The sequence below is a fragment of the Melittangium boletus DSM 14713 genome, from assembly GCF_002305855.1.
GTDB lineage: Bacteria > Myxococcota > Myxococcia > Myxococcales > Myxococcaceae > Cystobacter > Cystobacter boletus.
Genome location: NZ_CP022163.1, coordinates 9,683,466 through 9,698,797, shown reverse-complemented (window position 1 = coordinate 9,698,797; position 15,332 = coordinate 9,683,466). Strand labels below are relative to the sequence as shown.

Below are 15,332 nucleotides of genomic sequence, written 5' to 3'. Positions count from 1 at the left end.
TCCCTTCTGGTTTGTCCTACCCAGGGCTGGCTATCCTTGACGGAAGGTGTCGTCGCCCGATTCAAGTCCACTACAATAGGGGCGATGGCAAGGGCCGCTTTTCGTGGGGCAGGCGAATCTCGTTTTCCAGCCGGAGCCCGTCCGTCCAGTTCTTGGAGTCTTCGTTGAGCACCAAGTGCCCACTGAGCCTCTGCAAAACGATGTGCTCTCCGTTGAAGAGCAGGACCCCATCTCGACCATGCTCCAGCAGGAACATCGTCGCGCGCAGCATGATGCGATTTCCCTCCTCGTATTCGCCGCTATTGGGATCGAGTCGAAATCCCACGGACAGGTCTGGTCTGAAATGAAATGCCTCCTCAATCATGAGCTTGAAATCTTGATCTGGTTCAATCGCGCTGACCCATACTGCAGGCCCGAGTAGATGGGCATCATCGCCCCACTCAAGCCCGAATCTCTCAGCTATGAGGCGCAATACCTGCGCAGGTTTCAAGTCAGTTGATAGCTCAAGACTGTTGTCCAATCCCATGTGCTCTCCGCTTTGGTAGACCGGGTTCGTGGCATTCTGACTATGGAAAAAGGATGGAAATATTGCCATTCTTAATGGCAATGAGTTGCTTGAGTCCAGGAATCGGCCAATCCGAAAGTTGCTTCTTCATGACTTCGATCGTGACGCTCGTGTCATCGAGGTTCAGGATGATTCTGTCTGCCTGATCTCTGTTCACCTTCTGGTTCTTGAGGTTGGTCGCGATATTGCGTGCGCTTGGACTGTTGGGGGCATAGCAGTCGTAATATTCCCCGTTTATTCTGTAGTCGGGCTTCGTGCCGTTGGGCTTGGGCGGAGGATTCTGTTCCACATGGTAGCCGTTGTCTGCGAGAGTTTGCGCCGACTCGTTCTCCCGCTCGATCGCTTTGATGTTTTCTGGCCTCTTGTCGTTGGCTCCAGGACGGGTTGGGTGTCCTGACAAGCTCCCTCTGGCCCGCGAACTGCCGCCACTGCTGCCCCGAGCCGTCATCGCCACCGCACCCGGTGCCAGGGCGATGGTGACGGTCTCGGCACTCACGGCGACCGTCGTCACTTCCCCCACCGCCACGAGACGGATACCCACCTGCGTCTCCGCTTGTACGGCCGCCTGCATCGAGCCGGGCAGCTTCGGCACCTTCGCGGCCAGCCCTGGCGCCGTGTTGCCAATGGCCGCCATGGCCAGCATGGCGAACGCTCGCGCCGCGTTCCGGCCCATGAGCTTGCCGTACCGCTCGCCCGCTGCGCGCAGCTCGTTGAACGAGGTGGCCCGGTCCGCCTCGTCCATCAGCCGCTTGAAGCCCACGACGAGACCCCAGAAGGTATCGACGCCCACGTAGGAAATGATCGTGGCGGTCATCACGGCCGCGAGGCCCTTGGAGATCGTCACGTCGGGAATGGAGACGAGGATCATGTACGTGGTCCAGGTCCAGAGCACCGCCGCCACCATGGCGTGAGGGTCGGCCATGTCCTTGAGCGCCTCCAGCATCTCGTCCAGTACGGCGCCCTTGGCCAGGGCCATGGCGAGCGCGAAACGACCATCCCCGTTGACGGTGGGGCCTTCCGTCAGCAGGCGCAGACAGTCCCCGGGCCTGCCGGTGCGCTCGCACCAGCGCAGGTAGTCACGCGTCAACTCCTCCTCCGGTGTTGTGGACTGCCCCTCCAGGTGCTCTCCCGGCTTGAGCGGAGTGATGCGGCGGCTGGGTGGCTCGTACGTGTACGCACCGCTCCGCGCCTCCACCTCGAACAGCCGCCGGGCGGCTTCCTGGGGCCGGGTGGGGGGCCGAACATCCCGAGCCAGTTCCGACACGGCCTCCTCGAACTCGCCGTTGCCCAGAGTCACCGGCCTGGCGCCGGAACGAGGGGTGAAGACGAGGGTGTCGGTCTGGCCCGTGTCCAGGCGCACGGCTCGGGATGCAGTGCCGCACCCGACGAGGAGAACCAGCATCAAAGCCATGCAGCACAGCTTCATGGGGATTCCTCCCGGCCCCCCTCTATGGGTAGCCGGCCTGGAGAAATACCCAAGGGATACGACAACCCCCGGAGCGGGGTTCACGGGCTGGTCATGCCGCCAAGGGTGAACAGGTCGGTAGGACAGAGGAATCGAACCTCCCGGGGACATGTCTCCATGCCCCCCACCGGTTTTGAAGACCGGGCCAGCCACCAGGTCCAGAGGTCCTACCGCAGGGGATTACCGTCAGGTTGAGCCACGTCCGTCAACGCTGGGCTGTCAGTCCAGTCCGCGCTGCCACAGGTCATCCTCGTCGAGCCCCATCAAGTGCCCGACCTCGTGCATCACCGTGATGCCGATCTGCTCGATCAGCTCTTCCCGCGTCTTCGCGAAGCGCTCCAGGTTCTTCTGGTAGAGCACGATGGACGCGGGGTAGGGGTCGAACGTGCCCAGGATGCTGTGGCGCTCGCCCACCGGCGAGCCGCGGAACACCCCCAGGATGCACGGCGAGAGCGGCGGGGTCTCCCCCATCAGATCCTCGTCCTTGGGCAGGTCCTCCACCGCGAGCGTGACGTTGTCCATGTACTTCTTCACGTGTCCGGGCAGCGCCTTCACCGCGTCTTCCACGGCCTGGTCGAAGGCCTTCTCCCCCAGCTCCACCGGGGGCGGAAACTCCTCGGGCACCAGCGCCTGGGCTCGCCCGAAGCGCCGGCGGGCCTCCTTCGCATCCCCGCGCCGCTCCGCGAGCAGCCCCAGGTAATGGTGGGCCCAGGGCTCGTCCTCCGCGTCGCCCAGGATTTCCTCGAAGGCCGTCTGGGCCTCGGGGAAGCGGCACAGCTCGAACAAGGCGATGGCCCGCTCCAGCCGTGCTTCCACCGCGCCCGGCAGGTGCTCGAGCGCCGCGTCCAGGCTCACCAGGGCCCGCGCACACTCGCCCACCTGGTTGAGCCCAATGCCCTCCAGGAGGAGGAACTCGAAGAGCAGCTCCGTGTCCCCGGCCCGCTGGGACAGCTTCCGGCCCCGGGCACACAGGGCGAGCCCGTCCTCCACGGCCTCCCGGTCGTCGCCCACCCGGGCCACCAGGCATTCCGCCGCCGCGAGCACCAGCTCCAGGTCGTCCGGAGCCACCTTCAAGGCGCGGCCATATGTCTCCAAGGCCTCGTCCAGCCGTCCCAATTCCGCCAGGGCGGACGCCCGCCAGTGCAGGGCCTCGGGGAACTCGTCGGCCTCGGCCAGCAGCGCATCGGCCCCAGCCAGGGCCTCCTCCAGCGCTCCGCGCTCGAAGGCGGCCGCCACCTCCGCCAACCGCGCCTCCACATCCGACGGCGCCGCCTGCTTCGACGTCCGCTTCCTCATATGCGGCGACATACGAACCCCTTGCGCGCGTTGTCAACGTACCTCACGGCTGTTACCTTCCGCGACCTCCGCCCCCGCACGCCGTACCGCTCAGCTCATAAGGGTCCGTGAACATTCTGGTCGTGGATGATGATGTCGAGCTGTGTACGTTGCTCTCCCGGTTCCTGGAGAAGCACGGCTACACCGTCTTTTCCGCGGCCGATGCCTTGCAGGCGCTGGACATCCTCGAGCGTCATGAGGTGGGGCTCATCATCAGTGACTACCGGATGCCCCACATGGACGGCATCCAGTTCACCGCGATGCTCAAGGCGGAGCCGAGGCACCGCGACACCCAGGTCATCCTCATGACGGGCAACGCTGACGGCAACGTGCAGGACAAGGGCCTGCGCAAGGGCGTGGCGATGACGCTGGAGAAGCCGCTGGACTTCAACCAGCTGCTCAACCTGGTGCGCTTCGCCGAGTAGCGCCTGGCGGCCTTGCTTCGGGCCCGCCGGGCCGTTGGCTCCTCCACAGGCCGCGCCTTCCGTGTTGACAACCCGGGACCGTCTCTTATTTTGGCGCTCGCCTGGGTCGAGTGCCAACGCGGCGCTCCCGGCCCGCGACGGATTTTCTTCAATTTTTTCAGGAGGTTACAATGGCAGCGAAAGAGATTTTCTTCCACCAGTCGGCCCGCGAGGCGATTTTGCGGGGCGTGCGGATCCTCTCGGACGCGGTGGCGGTGACGCTCGGTCCCAAGGGCCGCAACGTGGTCATCGAGAAGTCGTTCGGCTCGCCCACGGTGACCAAGGACGGCGTGACGGTCGCCAAGGAGATCGATCTCGAGAACAAGTTCGAGAACATGGGCGCCCAGATGGTCAAGGAGGTCGCCTCCAAGACGTCGGACAAGGCGGGTGACGGCACCACGACGGCCACGGTGCTCGCGCGCGCCATCTATGAGGAGGGCTTGAAGCTGGTGGCCGCGGGCCACAGCCCCATGGATCTCAAGCGCGGCATCGACAAGGCCGTGGAGACGGTGGTGGGCGAGCTCAAGAAGATCTCCAAGTCCACCGGCGACAAGAAGTCCATCGCCCAGGTGGGCACCATCTCCGCCAACGGCGACGAGACGATCGGCAACATCATCGCCGACGCCATGGAGAAGGTGGGCAAGGAGGGCGTCATCACGGTGGAGGAGGCCAAGGGCCTCGAGACGACGCTCGACGTGGTCGAGGGCATGCAGTTCGACCGCGGCTACCTGTCGCCGTACTTCGTCACCAACCGCGACCGCATGGAGGTGGTGCTCGAGGACGCCTTCATCCTCATCAGTGAGAAGAAGGTCTCGTCGATGCAGGACATGATCCCCATCCTCGAGCAGGTGGCGCGCGCGGGCAAGCCGCTGCTCATCATCGCCGAGGACGTGGAGGGCGAGGCCCTGGCCACGCTGGTGGTGAACAAGATCCGCGGCGTGCTCAACGTGGCGGCGGTGAAGGCGCCGGGCTTCGGGGATCGCCGCAAGGATCTGCTCAAGGACATCGCCACGCTGACGGGCGGCCAGGTGGTGAGCGAGGAGCTGGGCCACAAGTACGACGCGCTCACGCTCAATGATCTGGGCCGCGCCAAGCGCATCACCATCGACAAGGACAACACCACGATCGTCGACGGCGCGGGCAAGAGCGCGGACATCGAGGGCCGCATCAAGCTCATCCGCACGCAGACGGAGACGACCACGAGCGACTACGACCGGGAGAAGCTCCAGGAGCGTCTGGCGAAGCTCGCCGGTGGCGTGGCGGTCATCCACGTGGGCGCGGCGACCGAGACGGAGATGAAGGAGAAGAAGGCGCGCGTCGAGGACGCGCTGCACGCGACGCGCGCGGCCGTGGAGGAGGGCATCGTCCCCGGCGGTGGCGTGGCCTACCTGCGCTGCCTGCCCGCGCTCGAGAAGCTCAAGCTTGGTGGTGAGCAGGACTTCGGCGTGGACATCATCAAGAAGTCCCTGCAGGAGCCGCTGCGCAAGATCGCGAGCAACGCGGGCCTCGAGGGCGCCGTCATCCTCAACAAGGTGCGCGAGGGCCAGGGCGCGTACGGCTACAACGCCCGCACGGACGTGTTCGAGGATCTGGAGAAGGCCGGCGTCATCGACCCGACGAAGGTGGAGCGCACCGCGCTGCAGAACGCGGCCTCGGTCGCCTCGCTGCTGCTGACCACCGAGGCCATGGTGGCCGAGCGCCCCAAGAAGAAGGCCAAGGGCGCGGGGGCGGGTGGCGCTCCGGACTACGGCGGCGACGACCTGGACTACTGAGTCACGCCCGAGCCCCTTGACGGCTCGGTGAGGTTCACGGCCCTGGTTTCCTTCTCCGCCGAGGAGGGAGCTGGGGCCGTGGTGTTTCAGGAGCCGGGCTTGAGCAGGCGGGACAACTCGCGGCCGAGCTCGCGCGGCTCCAGGTCCCGGGACAGGCATCCGGAGGCGCCCGCGCGCAGGGCTTCCAGCATCGTTTCCTGGGAGAGGTATTCGGCGAGCACCACGAAGGGGGCGCCCAGGCCCTGCCGCCGTGCCAGCTCCAGGGCCTGTCGGCCATGGGCGGCGGAGAAGTCCCAGCTCACCACCACGGCGGCGGGGGGCTCCACGGGAGGCTCGGTGGGCACGGACGGGAAGACCCGCGCCTCGAGCTCCAGGAGCGCGAGCGCCTCCGTGATCCGCCGCGCGGAAGCGGGATGGTCCTCGAGCACGTCCACGCGCCGGCTGTCCGAGCGCAGGCCCCGTGTCCTGGGGGCGGTCCCGGTGAGGGCCTCGCGCAGCTTCGCGCGCACCTCGCGGATGTCGTCGAAGGGCTTGAGCAGGTAGTCGAGCAGTCCCAGTTCGAGCGCCTGCTGGGCGGTCACGAGGGAGGGGTAGCCCGTCATCAGGATGACGCGCGAGCCGGGGTCGAGCCGACGCGCCCGCTGGGCCAGCTCCAGGCCGGAGAGGCCGGGCAGGTTCTTGTCGGTGACGATGAGATCCACGCGCCCGCGCTCCAGGTGCGCGAGCGCTTCCTCGGCGTTGGCCGCCTCGAGCACCTCGCACTCGCGGCTCATCAAGTCCCTGAAGACGCTGCGGATGATCTCCTCGTCATCCACCACGAGCAGGCGGTGACGCGAAGAGGCCGGAGCGGGCGAGGGCTCCGGGGGGAGCGGCGTCCGGTAGGCCGGGGCGGGGAAGCGGACGCGGAAGACCGTGGAGGGTGGGGGAGAGAGGTTCAGGGTGGAGGGGGGAACGAGCTCCAGCAGCGCCTGGTGCTCCTGCGCGATGCGCCGGCACACCGCGAGCCCGAGGCCCGTGCCGCGCTTGCTTCCCGTCACGTAGGGCTCGAAGAGCCGGGCGCGCACGGCGTCGGGAATGCCGCGGCCCCAATCCGCCACGTACATGACGGGCGAGGAGTCCTCGCGCGCGAGCACCGCCTTCACCAACCCGGGGCCGGAAGCCGCGTCGCGCGCGTTGTTGAAGAGGTTGAGGGCGAGTTGCTCCAGGAGCCGGCCATTGCCCTCGATGATGAGCTCCTCGGGGGCGTCCACCTCGAGACGGATGCGCGACGAGTCGGGATTGAGGGCGAAGGCGCGCGCGGCCGCCTGGACGTGCGCCACCAGGGACACGGGTTGTTGGGGCGCGGGGCGCTCGCTGGCCAGGCGGGTGAAGTCGGAGATGATCTGCTCCATCCGCTCCACCTGGGCGAGCATCTGCCGCAGCGGGCCGCGCGAGCCCATCTCCTCGGTGAGCAGCTGGGTGTAGGCCTTCACGCCGAGCAGGGGCTGACGCAACTCATGCAGCACCTCGGCGGCGAGCTGGGTGGTGCCCACCCGGGTGCGTTGCAGTTCCACGGCGGCGGCCTTCGCCGCTCGCAGATCGCCTGCTTCCAGGGCCTCGAGCAGGACCGCGAGCGGGGACGGGGTGTCCATGACGCCCCAGCATCGCCGAGCCACCGGCCCGGCCGCAACGCGGGGCATCGGATTGCTCGGGCGCCGCCCGGTGTTCAGCTTCCGGTGGGTTGGCTATGGCGGGCCGGAGGCGTGGCTTCCAGACCCTTGGCGGCGACGTAGACGACGTTGCGGGGGCCCTTCTTGCCCCGGTACATGGCCCGGTCCGCCATGTCCAGCAAGGTGGCCTTGTCCTGGGTGTGCTCGGGGTAGCTGGCCACGCCAATGCACGTGGTGAGCGACAACGCGCGTCCCTCGGCCGCGAGGAAGCGGTGGCTCTCCACGGCACGCCGGATGCGCTCGGCCACCTTCAAGGCGGTGCCCGAGTCCGTGCCGCGCAGCAGGACCACGTACTCGTCCCCGCCATAGCGCACCGCGACATCCCGGTCTCGCACACAACCCTTGAGGACGTGCGCCATCTCCACCAACAACTGGGAGCCCATCACATGGCCGTGGGTGTCGTTGACGGCCTTGAAGTAGTCCAGGTCCAGGAAGAGCAGGCTGAAGACACCATGGGTCTGCTGGGCGCTCTTCAGCTCGCGGTCCAGCATCAGGTGCAGGTAGCGCAGGTTGAAGAGGTGGGTGAGGTCGTCCAGGTAGGCCAGGTCCTCCACCTGCGCGATGCGGCCCTGGTTGCGCAAGGCGAGCGCGAGGCTGCGGGCCAGGAACGCCGTGGGCTCGGACACGTCCTTCGGGGGCGCGGCGGGATAGAAGAGCAGGGCGCAGCCGAGCGCTTCCTCGCCGTCCACCGCGGGCACGGCGAGGGCACAGGACCAATCGCCCGGCAGTCCCTCCACCAGGCGGGCCTCGCGGAGCTCCCGCAGGTGCGGCGTGAGGTGGGTGAGCAGGGCGCTTTCCTGGGCCGCTCCCGCCAGCTTCTGCGTGCCCAACAACCGGGGACGGCCCTGGGCATCGAACTGCAACAGCATCACCGCTTCGGCCGAGGAAACGGAGAGGAAGGCGTTGCAGGCGGTGTGCGTCAGCCGGCCGCGGTCGAGCGTGGTGGAGATGCGCTGTCCGGCTTCCAACAGAGAGACGGAGCGGCGCAGGGCGGCGTTTTCCTGCAGGAGCTCCCGCGTGGCGAGCGCCCGGTTCACCGCGTGTTGGAGCACCTCGGGGGCCACGGGCTTGACGAGGTACTCGGCCGCGCCGCTCTTGAGGGCGCGCACCGCCGGGTCCACCTTGTCCAGGCCGGTGATGACCACCACCTCGATGCCCGGGTGGTTCTCCTTGGTATGGCGCAGCACCTCGATTCCATCGCCCTGGGCGAGGATGAGATCCGTCACCACCACGTCGTACCGATCCCGGGCCAGGGCCTCCTTGGCCTCCGGGATGGTGGCCACCGCGGTGACCTCGTGGCCCAGTTCCCGCAGGGAATCGCCGTACAGGGCCCGGGCCATCTTTTCGTCATCGACGAGGAGCAGACGCGCCATCGCTCGGGGCTTAGCACCAAGGCCTCGGGGCTGCTAGCCTGTGCGCGTGCCCCTCTTCGAAAGCGGACGCCGACTCTGTCTTCTGTTGGAAGCGGGCGGTACGCGCTTCTCCGTCGAGGCCACCTCCGTCACCGAGGTGGCCTCGCCGGGTCCAGATGAAACGAGTCTTCGCGGGGTGCTGGAGATCCAGGATCTGTCCGAGTTGCTGGGTGGCGAGCCCGAGCCGACCCCGGGCATGGTCGTGGTGTTCGACGTGAGCCCCACCCTGGCGGTGCGCGTGCGCTCGATCGTCGAGGTGGCCGACGTGGCTCGGGCCGTCCACTTCGTGCTGCCCTCGGGGCTGGGCGCCACCCTGGCCTCGCTCAGCCACAGCGCGGTGCTGTACAAGGAGCGCCTCTACCTGGAGCTCAACGCGGACGCGCTTCCCCAGGCACCCGGCGCCGCGAAGCCTCCCGCCCCCCTTCCCGTACACCTCGCCCTCTCCCCTCCAGAGCGCTCGCTCGTCTTCGAGTCCCAGGGGCGGTTGTTCGGCCTGCCCCTGTCCTATGTGTCCCAGGTGGCGATGCGGACCCCCAGCTTCTGCGAGCTGCCGGGGCGGAGCGGGGCCGTGGCGGGCCTGCTGCCCCATGGCCAGGTACTCTGGCCCCTCTACTCGGCGCCAGCACTTCTCCTGGGGGGAAGCGTCGTCGCGGAGGACTTCCTCGTCCTGGCCGACGTGGAGGGCCGCCGTCTGGGGATGTGCGCCTCGCGTGTGCTGGGGGTGTTCCCCCACTTCACGTCCACTTTGAACCCCGGGGAGTTCACCGCGCCCGGCCTCCCCATGCCCGTGCTCTTCGCGGACCCGCGACGTATGTTTTCTTGATGGCCCGCTTGTTTTCTTGAAGGCCCGAGTGGGCAACCGTAAGCTGCCCGGCCTGTATGAAGGGACGCCATGTCCCTGTTTCTCAACGAATTCTGGGGGGTTGGATCCCCCGAGGCCCGAATCGATGCCCAAGAATCTGCTGGTCGCCGATGATTCGCTCACCATCCGCAAGGTGATCGGGATGATCTTCGCGACCGAGGACTTTCAGGTCACCGCGGTCGACAATGGGCTGGACGCCATCTCGCGTTGCCGCGAGCTGCGTCCGGATGTGGTGCTCGCGGACGTGATGATGCCGGGCAAGAACGGCTACGAGGTCTGCGAGGCGCTCAAGCACGATCCGTCCACCCAGCACATCCCCGTGCTGCTGCTGGCCGGTACCTTCGAGGCCTTCGACGAGGGCCGCGCACGCTCGGCCCGGGCGGACGACCACATCACCAAGCCCTTCGAGAGCCAGGTCCTGTTGGACAAGGTGAAGACCCTGGTGGGGCAGAAGGGCAACACGATGCCCGCCTCGGCCGCCACCCAGGTGACGGCACCCGCCGCCGCCGCGGCACCCGCCCAGCCTCGCCCCGCGGGCCCTCCGGGTCCTGGCCCGGGTCCGCGGCCGCCGGGCCCTGGCATCCCTCCGGGGCCCGGGGCTCCGGGCATGGCGCGTCCGGGCGGGCCTCCGGGACCGGGCATGGGTCCGGGTCCTCGTCCGGGAATGCCTCCTCCGGGAGCGCCGCCTCCGGGCGTGGCGCGTCCGGGCGGGCCTCCGGGACCGGGCATGGGTCCGGGTCCTCGTCCGGGAATGCCTCCTCCGGGAGCGCCGCCTCCGGGCGCGCGTCCGGGAATGCCTCCTCCGGGAGCGCCGCCTCCGGGCATGGCGCGTCCGGGAATGCCGCCCCCGGGTGTGCAGCCTCCGGGCGCGCGTCCGGGAATGCCGCCTCCGGGCGCACCCCCTCCGGGCGCGCGTCCGGGAATGCCGCCTCCGGGTGTGCCGCCTCCGGGCGTCGCGGGCCTGCCCCGTCCTCCTGGCGCGGCTGGCCTGCCGGGTGCCGCGCCCGCGGGGGCCATCCGAGGCAGGGATCCGTTCGGACTGGGTGCTCCCGCGCCTCAGCCCGTGCCGGCTCCGCCTCCCGCCGCTCCCGAGGTGAACGGCCTGGAGGATCTGTCCCTGGATGATGCCGAGCCCCTGACGCCCGAGCCCGCTCCCTTGGCTCCCGCCCCCACGCCCGTGGCGGCGCGGCCCGCTCCCGCCGCGGCGGATGGCGGCGAGGCGCAGCTGCGTGACGCGCTCTCGAAGGCCTCGCGAGAGGTCATCGAGAAGATCGCCTGGGAGGTCGTACCCCAGCTCGCCGAGACCATCATCCGCGAGGAGCTGGAGCGGTTGATCAAGGATCGCGAGACGAAGCACTGAGCGTCTTCTCGCCGTTAATCTCTCTCTCCCAGTCCCCGACCGGCCCTCGTCGGGCCGGTCCTTCCACCGGCCCTGGGGGCCGGTTCTCTTTTTTTCTATGAGCGACACGACCGAACTGCCGAAGTCCTACGAGCCCACGGAGGTCGAGGCCCGTTGGTATGCCTGCTGGATGGAGCGGAACTACTTCCGCGCGGAGGCCACCGCGGACAAGCCCTCCTTCAGCATCGTGCTGCCTCCGCCCAACGTGACAGGCAGCCTGCACCTGGGCCATGCGCTCACGGCCACCATCCAGGACATCCTCGTGCGCTGGAAGCGCATGCGCGGCTTCAACACCCTCTGGGTGCCGGGGACGGACCACGCGGGCATCGCCACGCAGATGGTGGTGGAGCGCGAGCTCAAGGAGAAGGAGAAGAAGAGCCGCCACGATCTGGGTCGCGAGAAGTTCCTCGAGCGCGTGTGGGAGTGGAAGAACAAGTACGGCCAGCGCATCAACGAGCAGCAGAAGGTGCTCGGCGCGAGTCTGGACTGGAGCCGCGAGCGCTTCACCATGGATCCAGGCGTCTCGGCCGCCGTGCGCGAGGTGTTCGTGCGGCTGTACGAGGAGGGCCTCATCTACCGGGCCCAGAAGCTCATCAACTGGTGCCCCTCGTGCCATACCGCGCTCAGCGACCTGGAGGTCGAGCACGAGGAGAAGCAGGGCTCGCTCTGGCACCTGCACTACCCGGTCAAGGGCAGCGACCGCAAGCTCACCGTCGCCACCACCCGCCCCGAGACGATGCTCGGCGACACCGCGGTGGCCATCCACCCCGAGGACGAGCGCTACAAGGGACTGGCGGGCCAGTTCGTCGTGCTGCCGCTCACCGGCCGGGAGATTCCCATCGTCGCCGATGCCGAGCTGGTGGATCCGGCCTTCGGCACCGGCGTGGTGAAGGTGACGCCCGCCCATGACTTCAACGACTACCAGACGGGCCTGCGCCACAATCTGCAGCAGATCACCGTGCTGGATGAGTCCGCGCGCATCAACCTCGAGGGCAGCGCCTACGCGGGCATGGACCGCTTCGCCGCGCGCAAGAAGATGCTCGAGGATCTGACCGAGCAGGGCGTGTTGGAGAAGGAGGAGCCGCACAAGCTGTCCGTGGGCGGCTGCCAGCGCTGTGGCACCGTGGTGGAGCCGCGCCTGTCTCCCCAGTGGTTCGTGAAGATCGAACCCCTGGCCAGGCCCGCCATCGAGGCGGTGGAGCAGGGCCGCACGAAGATCATCCCCGAGTCGTGGACGAACACGTACTTCCACTGGATGCGCAACATCCACGACTGGACCATCAGCCGCCAGTTGTGGTGGGGCCACCAGATCCCCGCCTGGTACTGCGCCGACTGCAGCCCGCGCCTGGAGGCCACGGGCGCCATCGACTACTCGCGCGCCGAGCCCATCGTGTCGCGCACGCCGCCCGAGAAGTGCACGAAGTGCTCGGGCTCCAAGCTCGAGCAGGACCCGGACGTGCTCGACACGTGGTTCTCCTCGGGCCTGTGGCCGTTCAGCACCCTGGGCTGGCCCGAGCAGACCGCCGAGCTCAAGGCCTTCTACCCGAACTCCGTCATGGAGACGGGCCACGACATCCTCTTCTTCTGGGTCGCCCGGATGATGATGTTCGGCCTGCACTTCATGAAGGAAGTGCCCTTCCGCACCATCTACCTGCACGCCATGGTGCGCGATGAGAAGGGCGAGAAGATGTCCAAGACGAAGGGGAACGTGATCGATCCCCTCGACATCATCCTGGGCGCGCCCCCCGAGCAGCTCAACAAGAACCTGCGCAACAAGTACCCCCAGGGCATGCCCGCGCACGGCGCCGACGCGCTGCGCTTCACCCTGGCGTCGCTCACCCAGCAGGGCCGTGACATCAAGCTCTCGCTGGACCGCGTGGCCGGCTACAAGGCCTTCGCCAACAAGCTGTGGAACGCCAGCCGCTTCGCCCTCATGAACATGGGCGACTTCTCCCTGGACGCGCGGCCCCTCCAGGAGCGCGAGCTCACCCTCGCGGACCGGTGGATCCTCTCGCGCCTGCAGCGCGCCACCGCCCTGACGCGCGCGTCCCTGGAGGCCTTCGCCTTCGCCGAGGCCGCCTCCACGCTCTACCAGTTCCTCTGGTCCGAGTTCTGTGACTGGTACATCGAGCTGGCCAAGGGCTCGCTCTATGGCGAGGACGCGAAGTCCAAGGACACCACCCGCGCGGTGCTCGTGTACTGCCTGGACCGCATCCTGCGCCTGCTCCACCCGTTCATGCCGTTCGTCACCGAGGAGATCTGGCAGAAGCTGCCCATGGCGCGGCCGACGGACTCCATCATGATCGCCTCGTTCCCCGAGCCGGACACGTCGCTCGAGGACGCCGCGGCCGAGGCGGAGATCGGCACGGTCATCACCGCCATCGAGGGCCTGCGCACCATCCGGGGCGAGAGCAACCTGGCGCCCTCGGCCCGCATCACCGCGATCATCCAGAGCCCGGATGCGCGCATCCGCGAGCTGCTCGAGCGGTGGCGGGGCGATGTCACGCGGCTGGCGGGCCTCGGCGAGCTGAACATCTCCGGGCCCGGTGCCAAGCCGTCCCTGTCCGCGGCCTTCGTGGGTCCCCAGTTGGAGATCTTCGTTCCGCTCGCGGGCCTCATCGACGTGGACGCCGAGCGCGAGCGTCTGGGCAAGGAGATCACGCGCTCCGAGCAGGAGCTGGGCGGCATCAAGCGCAAGCTGGACAACCCCAACTTCGTCGCCAAGGCCCCGCCGGACGTGGTGGAGAAGGACCGCGCCCGCGTCGAGGAGTTGGAAGCCCGCGTCTCCAAGCTGCGCGACAACCTGGACCGGCTCGCCCCCGCGCCCGAGCCCGTTATCGAGCAGAAGGTCCCGGACCTCGCGGATCCAGAGCACGCGCCCTCGCCCGAGCCGTCGCAGGTGGATGCCCGGACGCAGACCATCGAGACCGGAACCTCCGAGCCTGACGTCGACATCTCCGCCACGCGGGCGGATACCTACGAAGCGCCACTCGCCGTCAACACCCGGACGCAAGCGGACTTAGAGGAACAGGAGGCCCTGGCCGAGGAGGAGGACGAGGAGCCCGAGTTGGAGGCGCTCACCGCGGAAGAGCAGGGCGAGGAGACACAGGCCCCGGCTCGGCCCGCACGCAAGACCGGCTCCAGCGGCAAGGCGGCCAAGAAGGCTCCGGTGAAGAAGGCCGCCGCGAGCAAGAAGGCCCCGGTCAAGAAGGGCGCTGCCAAGAAGGCTCCGGTGAAGAAGGCCGCCGCGAGCAAGAAGGCCCCGGTCAAGAAGGGCGCTGCCAAGAAGGCTCCGGTGAAGAAGGCCGCCGCGAGCAAGAAGGCCCCGGCCAAGAAGGCTCCGGTGAAGAAGGCCCCGGCCAAGAAGGGCACCGCCAAGAAGGCGCCAGCGAAGAAGGCTGTCGCCAAGAAGGCACCGGCGAAGAAGGCCGCCGCCAAGAAGAAGTCGCCCGCTCGCGGCTCCAAGCCTCGGCGGTAGAGCGACGGGAGAAACGACGCGCATGGATGCCTTCCTGGATCGACTCATCTCGCTCGCCCTCGATGAAGACCTCGGGGCGGCGGGAGACATCACCACCGAGTCCCTCGTCCCCGTGGACGCCCGGGGCTCGGCCGAGCTGCTCGTCAAGGAGCGGCTCGTGCTCGCGGGCCTGGACGCCTTCGTCCAGGTCTTCCAGCGGGTGGATCCCGATGTCCGGATCGAGCTGCTCTCGGCCGATGGCCAGGAGGTCGAGGCCGGGTCGATCGTGGCCCGGCTCCATGGCCGTCTGCGTGCGCTCCTCACGGCCGAGCGCACCGCCCTCAACATCATCCAGCGCACCTCGGGCATGGCCACGATGGCGCGTCAGGTCATGACCGCGGTGCACGGCACCCGGTTGCGCATCCTCGACACGCGGAAAACGGCTCCGGGCATGCGCGCGCTGTCCAAGCTGGCCGTGAAGGCGGGCGGTGCCTTCAACCATCGCTTCGGCCTCTTCGACGGCATCCTCATCAAGGACAATCACATCGCGGCCGTGGGAGGGTCGGTCCGCGAAGCGCTCCGTCGCGCCCGCGCCAACGCCCCCCAACTGGTGAAGATCGAGATCGAGGTCACGAATCTCGATCAGCTCGCCGAGGCGCTCGAGGAAGGCGCGGACGTGGTGATGCTCGACAACATGGATGACGAGCGGATCCGCCGCGCGGTGGAACTGACGGCCGGCCGGATTCCCCTCGAGGTCTCCGGTGGCATCACCCTGGAGCGCCTGCCCCGGCTGGCGAAGCTCGGCGTGGACTTCGTGTCCATGGGGGCGCTCACCCACTCGGCGCGCGCCATGGACCTCTCCCTGGAGATCCTCCAGACGGCGTGAGTCCCG

General features: G+C 68.1%; 11 protein-coding genes and 1 tRNA gene. 6 read left to right on the top strand and 6 right to left on the bottom strand.

Annotated features, from left to right (window positions below; all coding sequences use genetic code 11):
- Positions 1-70 precede the first annotated feature (70 nt).
- From MEBOL_RS39945 to MEBOL_RS39935, 4 genes are all read right to left on the bottom strand, one after another.
- A complete protein-coding gene (locus MEBOL_RS39945; protein ID WP_095982321.1) occupies positions 71-526 on the bottom strand; it encodes a SitI3 family protein in 456 nt (151 codons plus the stop codon).
- A 40-nt stretch (positions 527-566) separates the two neighbouring features.
- Entirely contained in the window at positions 567-1,991 is a 1,425-nt protein-coding gene (gene sitA5 / locus MEBOL_RS39940; RefSeq protein WP_170115688.1) for a SitA5 family polymorphic toxin, read from the bottom strand.
- 115 nt (positions 1,992-2,106) lie between these two features.
- Positions 2,107-2,202 (bottom strand) — tRNA-Sec (locus tag MEBOL_RS41710).
- Between the two features lie 47 nt (positions 2,203-2,249).
- Entirely contained in the window at positions 2,250-3,326 is a 1,077-nt protein-coding gene (locus MEBOL_RS39935) for a metallopeptidase family protein (protein ID WP_095982320.1), read from the bottom strand.
- Positions 3,327-3,433: 107 nt separating this feature from the next.
- Between MEBOL_RS39935 and MEBOL_RS39930 the strand changes: the two genes are divergently transcribed.
- Together MEBOL_RS39930 and groL are read left to right on the top strand one after the other, a co-directional pair.
- Positions 3,434-3,790, top strand: a complete 357-nt coding sequence (locus MEBOL_RS39930) for a response regulator (RefSeq protein WP_095982319.1) — start codon at positions 3,434-3,436, stop codon at positions 3,788-3,790.
- Between the two features lie 170 nt (positions 3,791-3,960).
- Positions 3,961-5,601, top strand: coding sequence for a chaperonin GroEL (gene groL / locus MEBOL_RS39925; RefSeq protein WP_095982318.1), 1,641 nt, complete (start codon positions 3,961-3,963; stop codon positions 5,599-5,601).
- A gap of 86 nt (positions 5,602-5,687) precedes the next feature.
- On the opposite strand, the gene sinK is transcribed toward groL, so the two are convergent.
- Entirely contained in the window at positions 5,688-7,232 is a 1,545-nt protein-coding gene (sinK, locus tag MEBOL_RS39920; protein WP_095982317.1) for a hybrid histidine protein kinase/response regulator SinK, read from the bottom strand.
- A 74-nt stretch (positions 7,233-7,306) separates the two neighbouring features.
- The gene (locus MEBOL_RS39915) at positions 7,307-8,683 is read right to left on the bottom strand and encodes a diguanylate cyclase (RefSeq protein WP_095982316.1); all 1,377 of its coding nucleotides are present in this window, start codon (positions 8,681-8,683) and stop codon (positions 7,307-7,309) included.
- Between the two features lie 46 nt (positions 8,684-8,729).
- Between MEBOL_RS39915 and MEBOL_RS39910 the strand changes: the two genes are divergently transcribed.
- The 4 genes from MEBOL_RS39910 (at position 8,730) to nadC (ending at position 15,326) form a co-directional block, all read left to right on the top strand.
- Entirely contained in the window at positions 8,730-9,545 is an 816-nt protein-coding gene (locus MEBOL_RS39910) for a chemotaxis protein CheW (RefSeq protein WP_095983301.1), read from the top strand.
- Between the two features lie 124 nt (positions 9,546-9,669).
- Positions 9,670-10,944, top strand: a complete 1,275-nt coding sequence (locus tag MEBOL_RS39905) for a response regulator (RefSeq protein ID WP_095982315.1) — start codon at positions 9,670-9,672, stop codon at positions 10,942-10,944.
- Positions 10,945-11,041: 97 nt separating this feature from the next.
- Complete coding sequence (locus tag MEBOL_RS39900) at positions 11,042-14,461, top strand: valine--tRNA ligase (RefSeq protein WP_095982314.1); 3,420 nt, start codon at positions 11,042-11,044, stop codon at positions 14,459-14,461.
- A 22-nt stretch (positions 14,462-14,483) separates the two neighbouring features.
- On the top strand, positions 14,484-15,326 hold the full coding sequence (gene nadC / locus MEBOL_RS39895; protein WP_095982313.1) for a carboxylating nicotinate-nucleotide diphosphorylase: 843 nt from the start codon (positions 14,484-14,486) through the stop codon (positions 15,324-15,326).
- Positions 15,327-15,332: the final 6 nt, after the last annotated feature.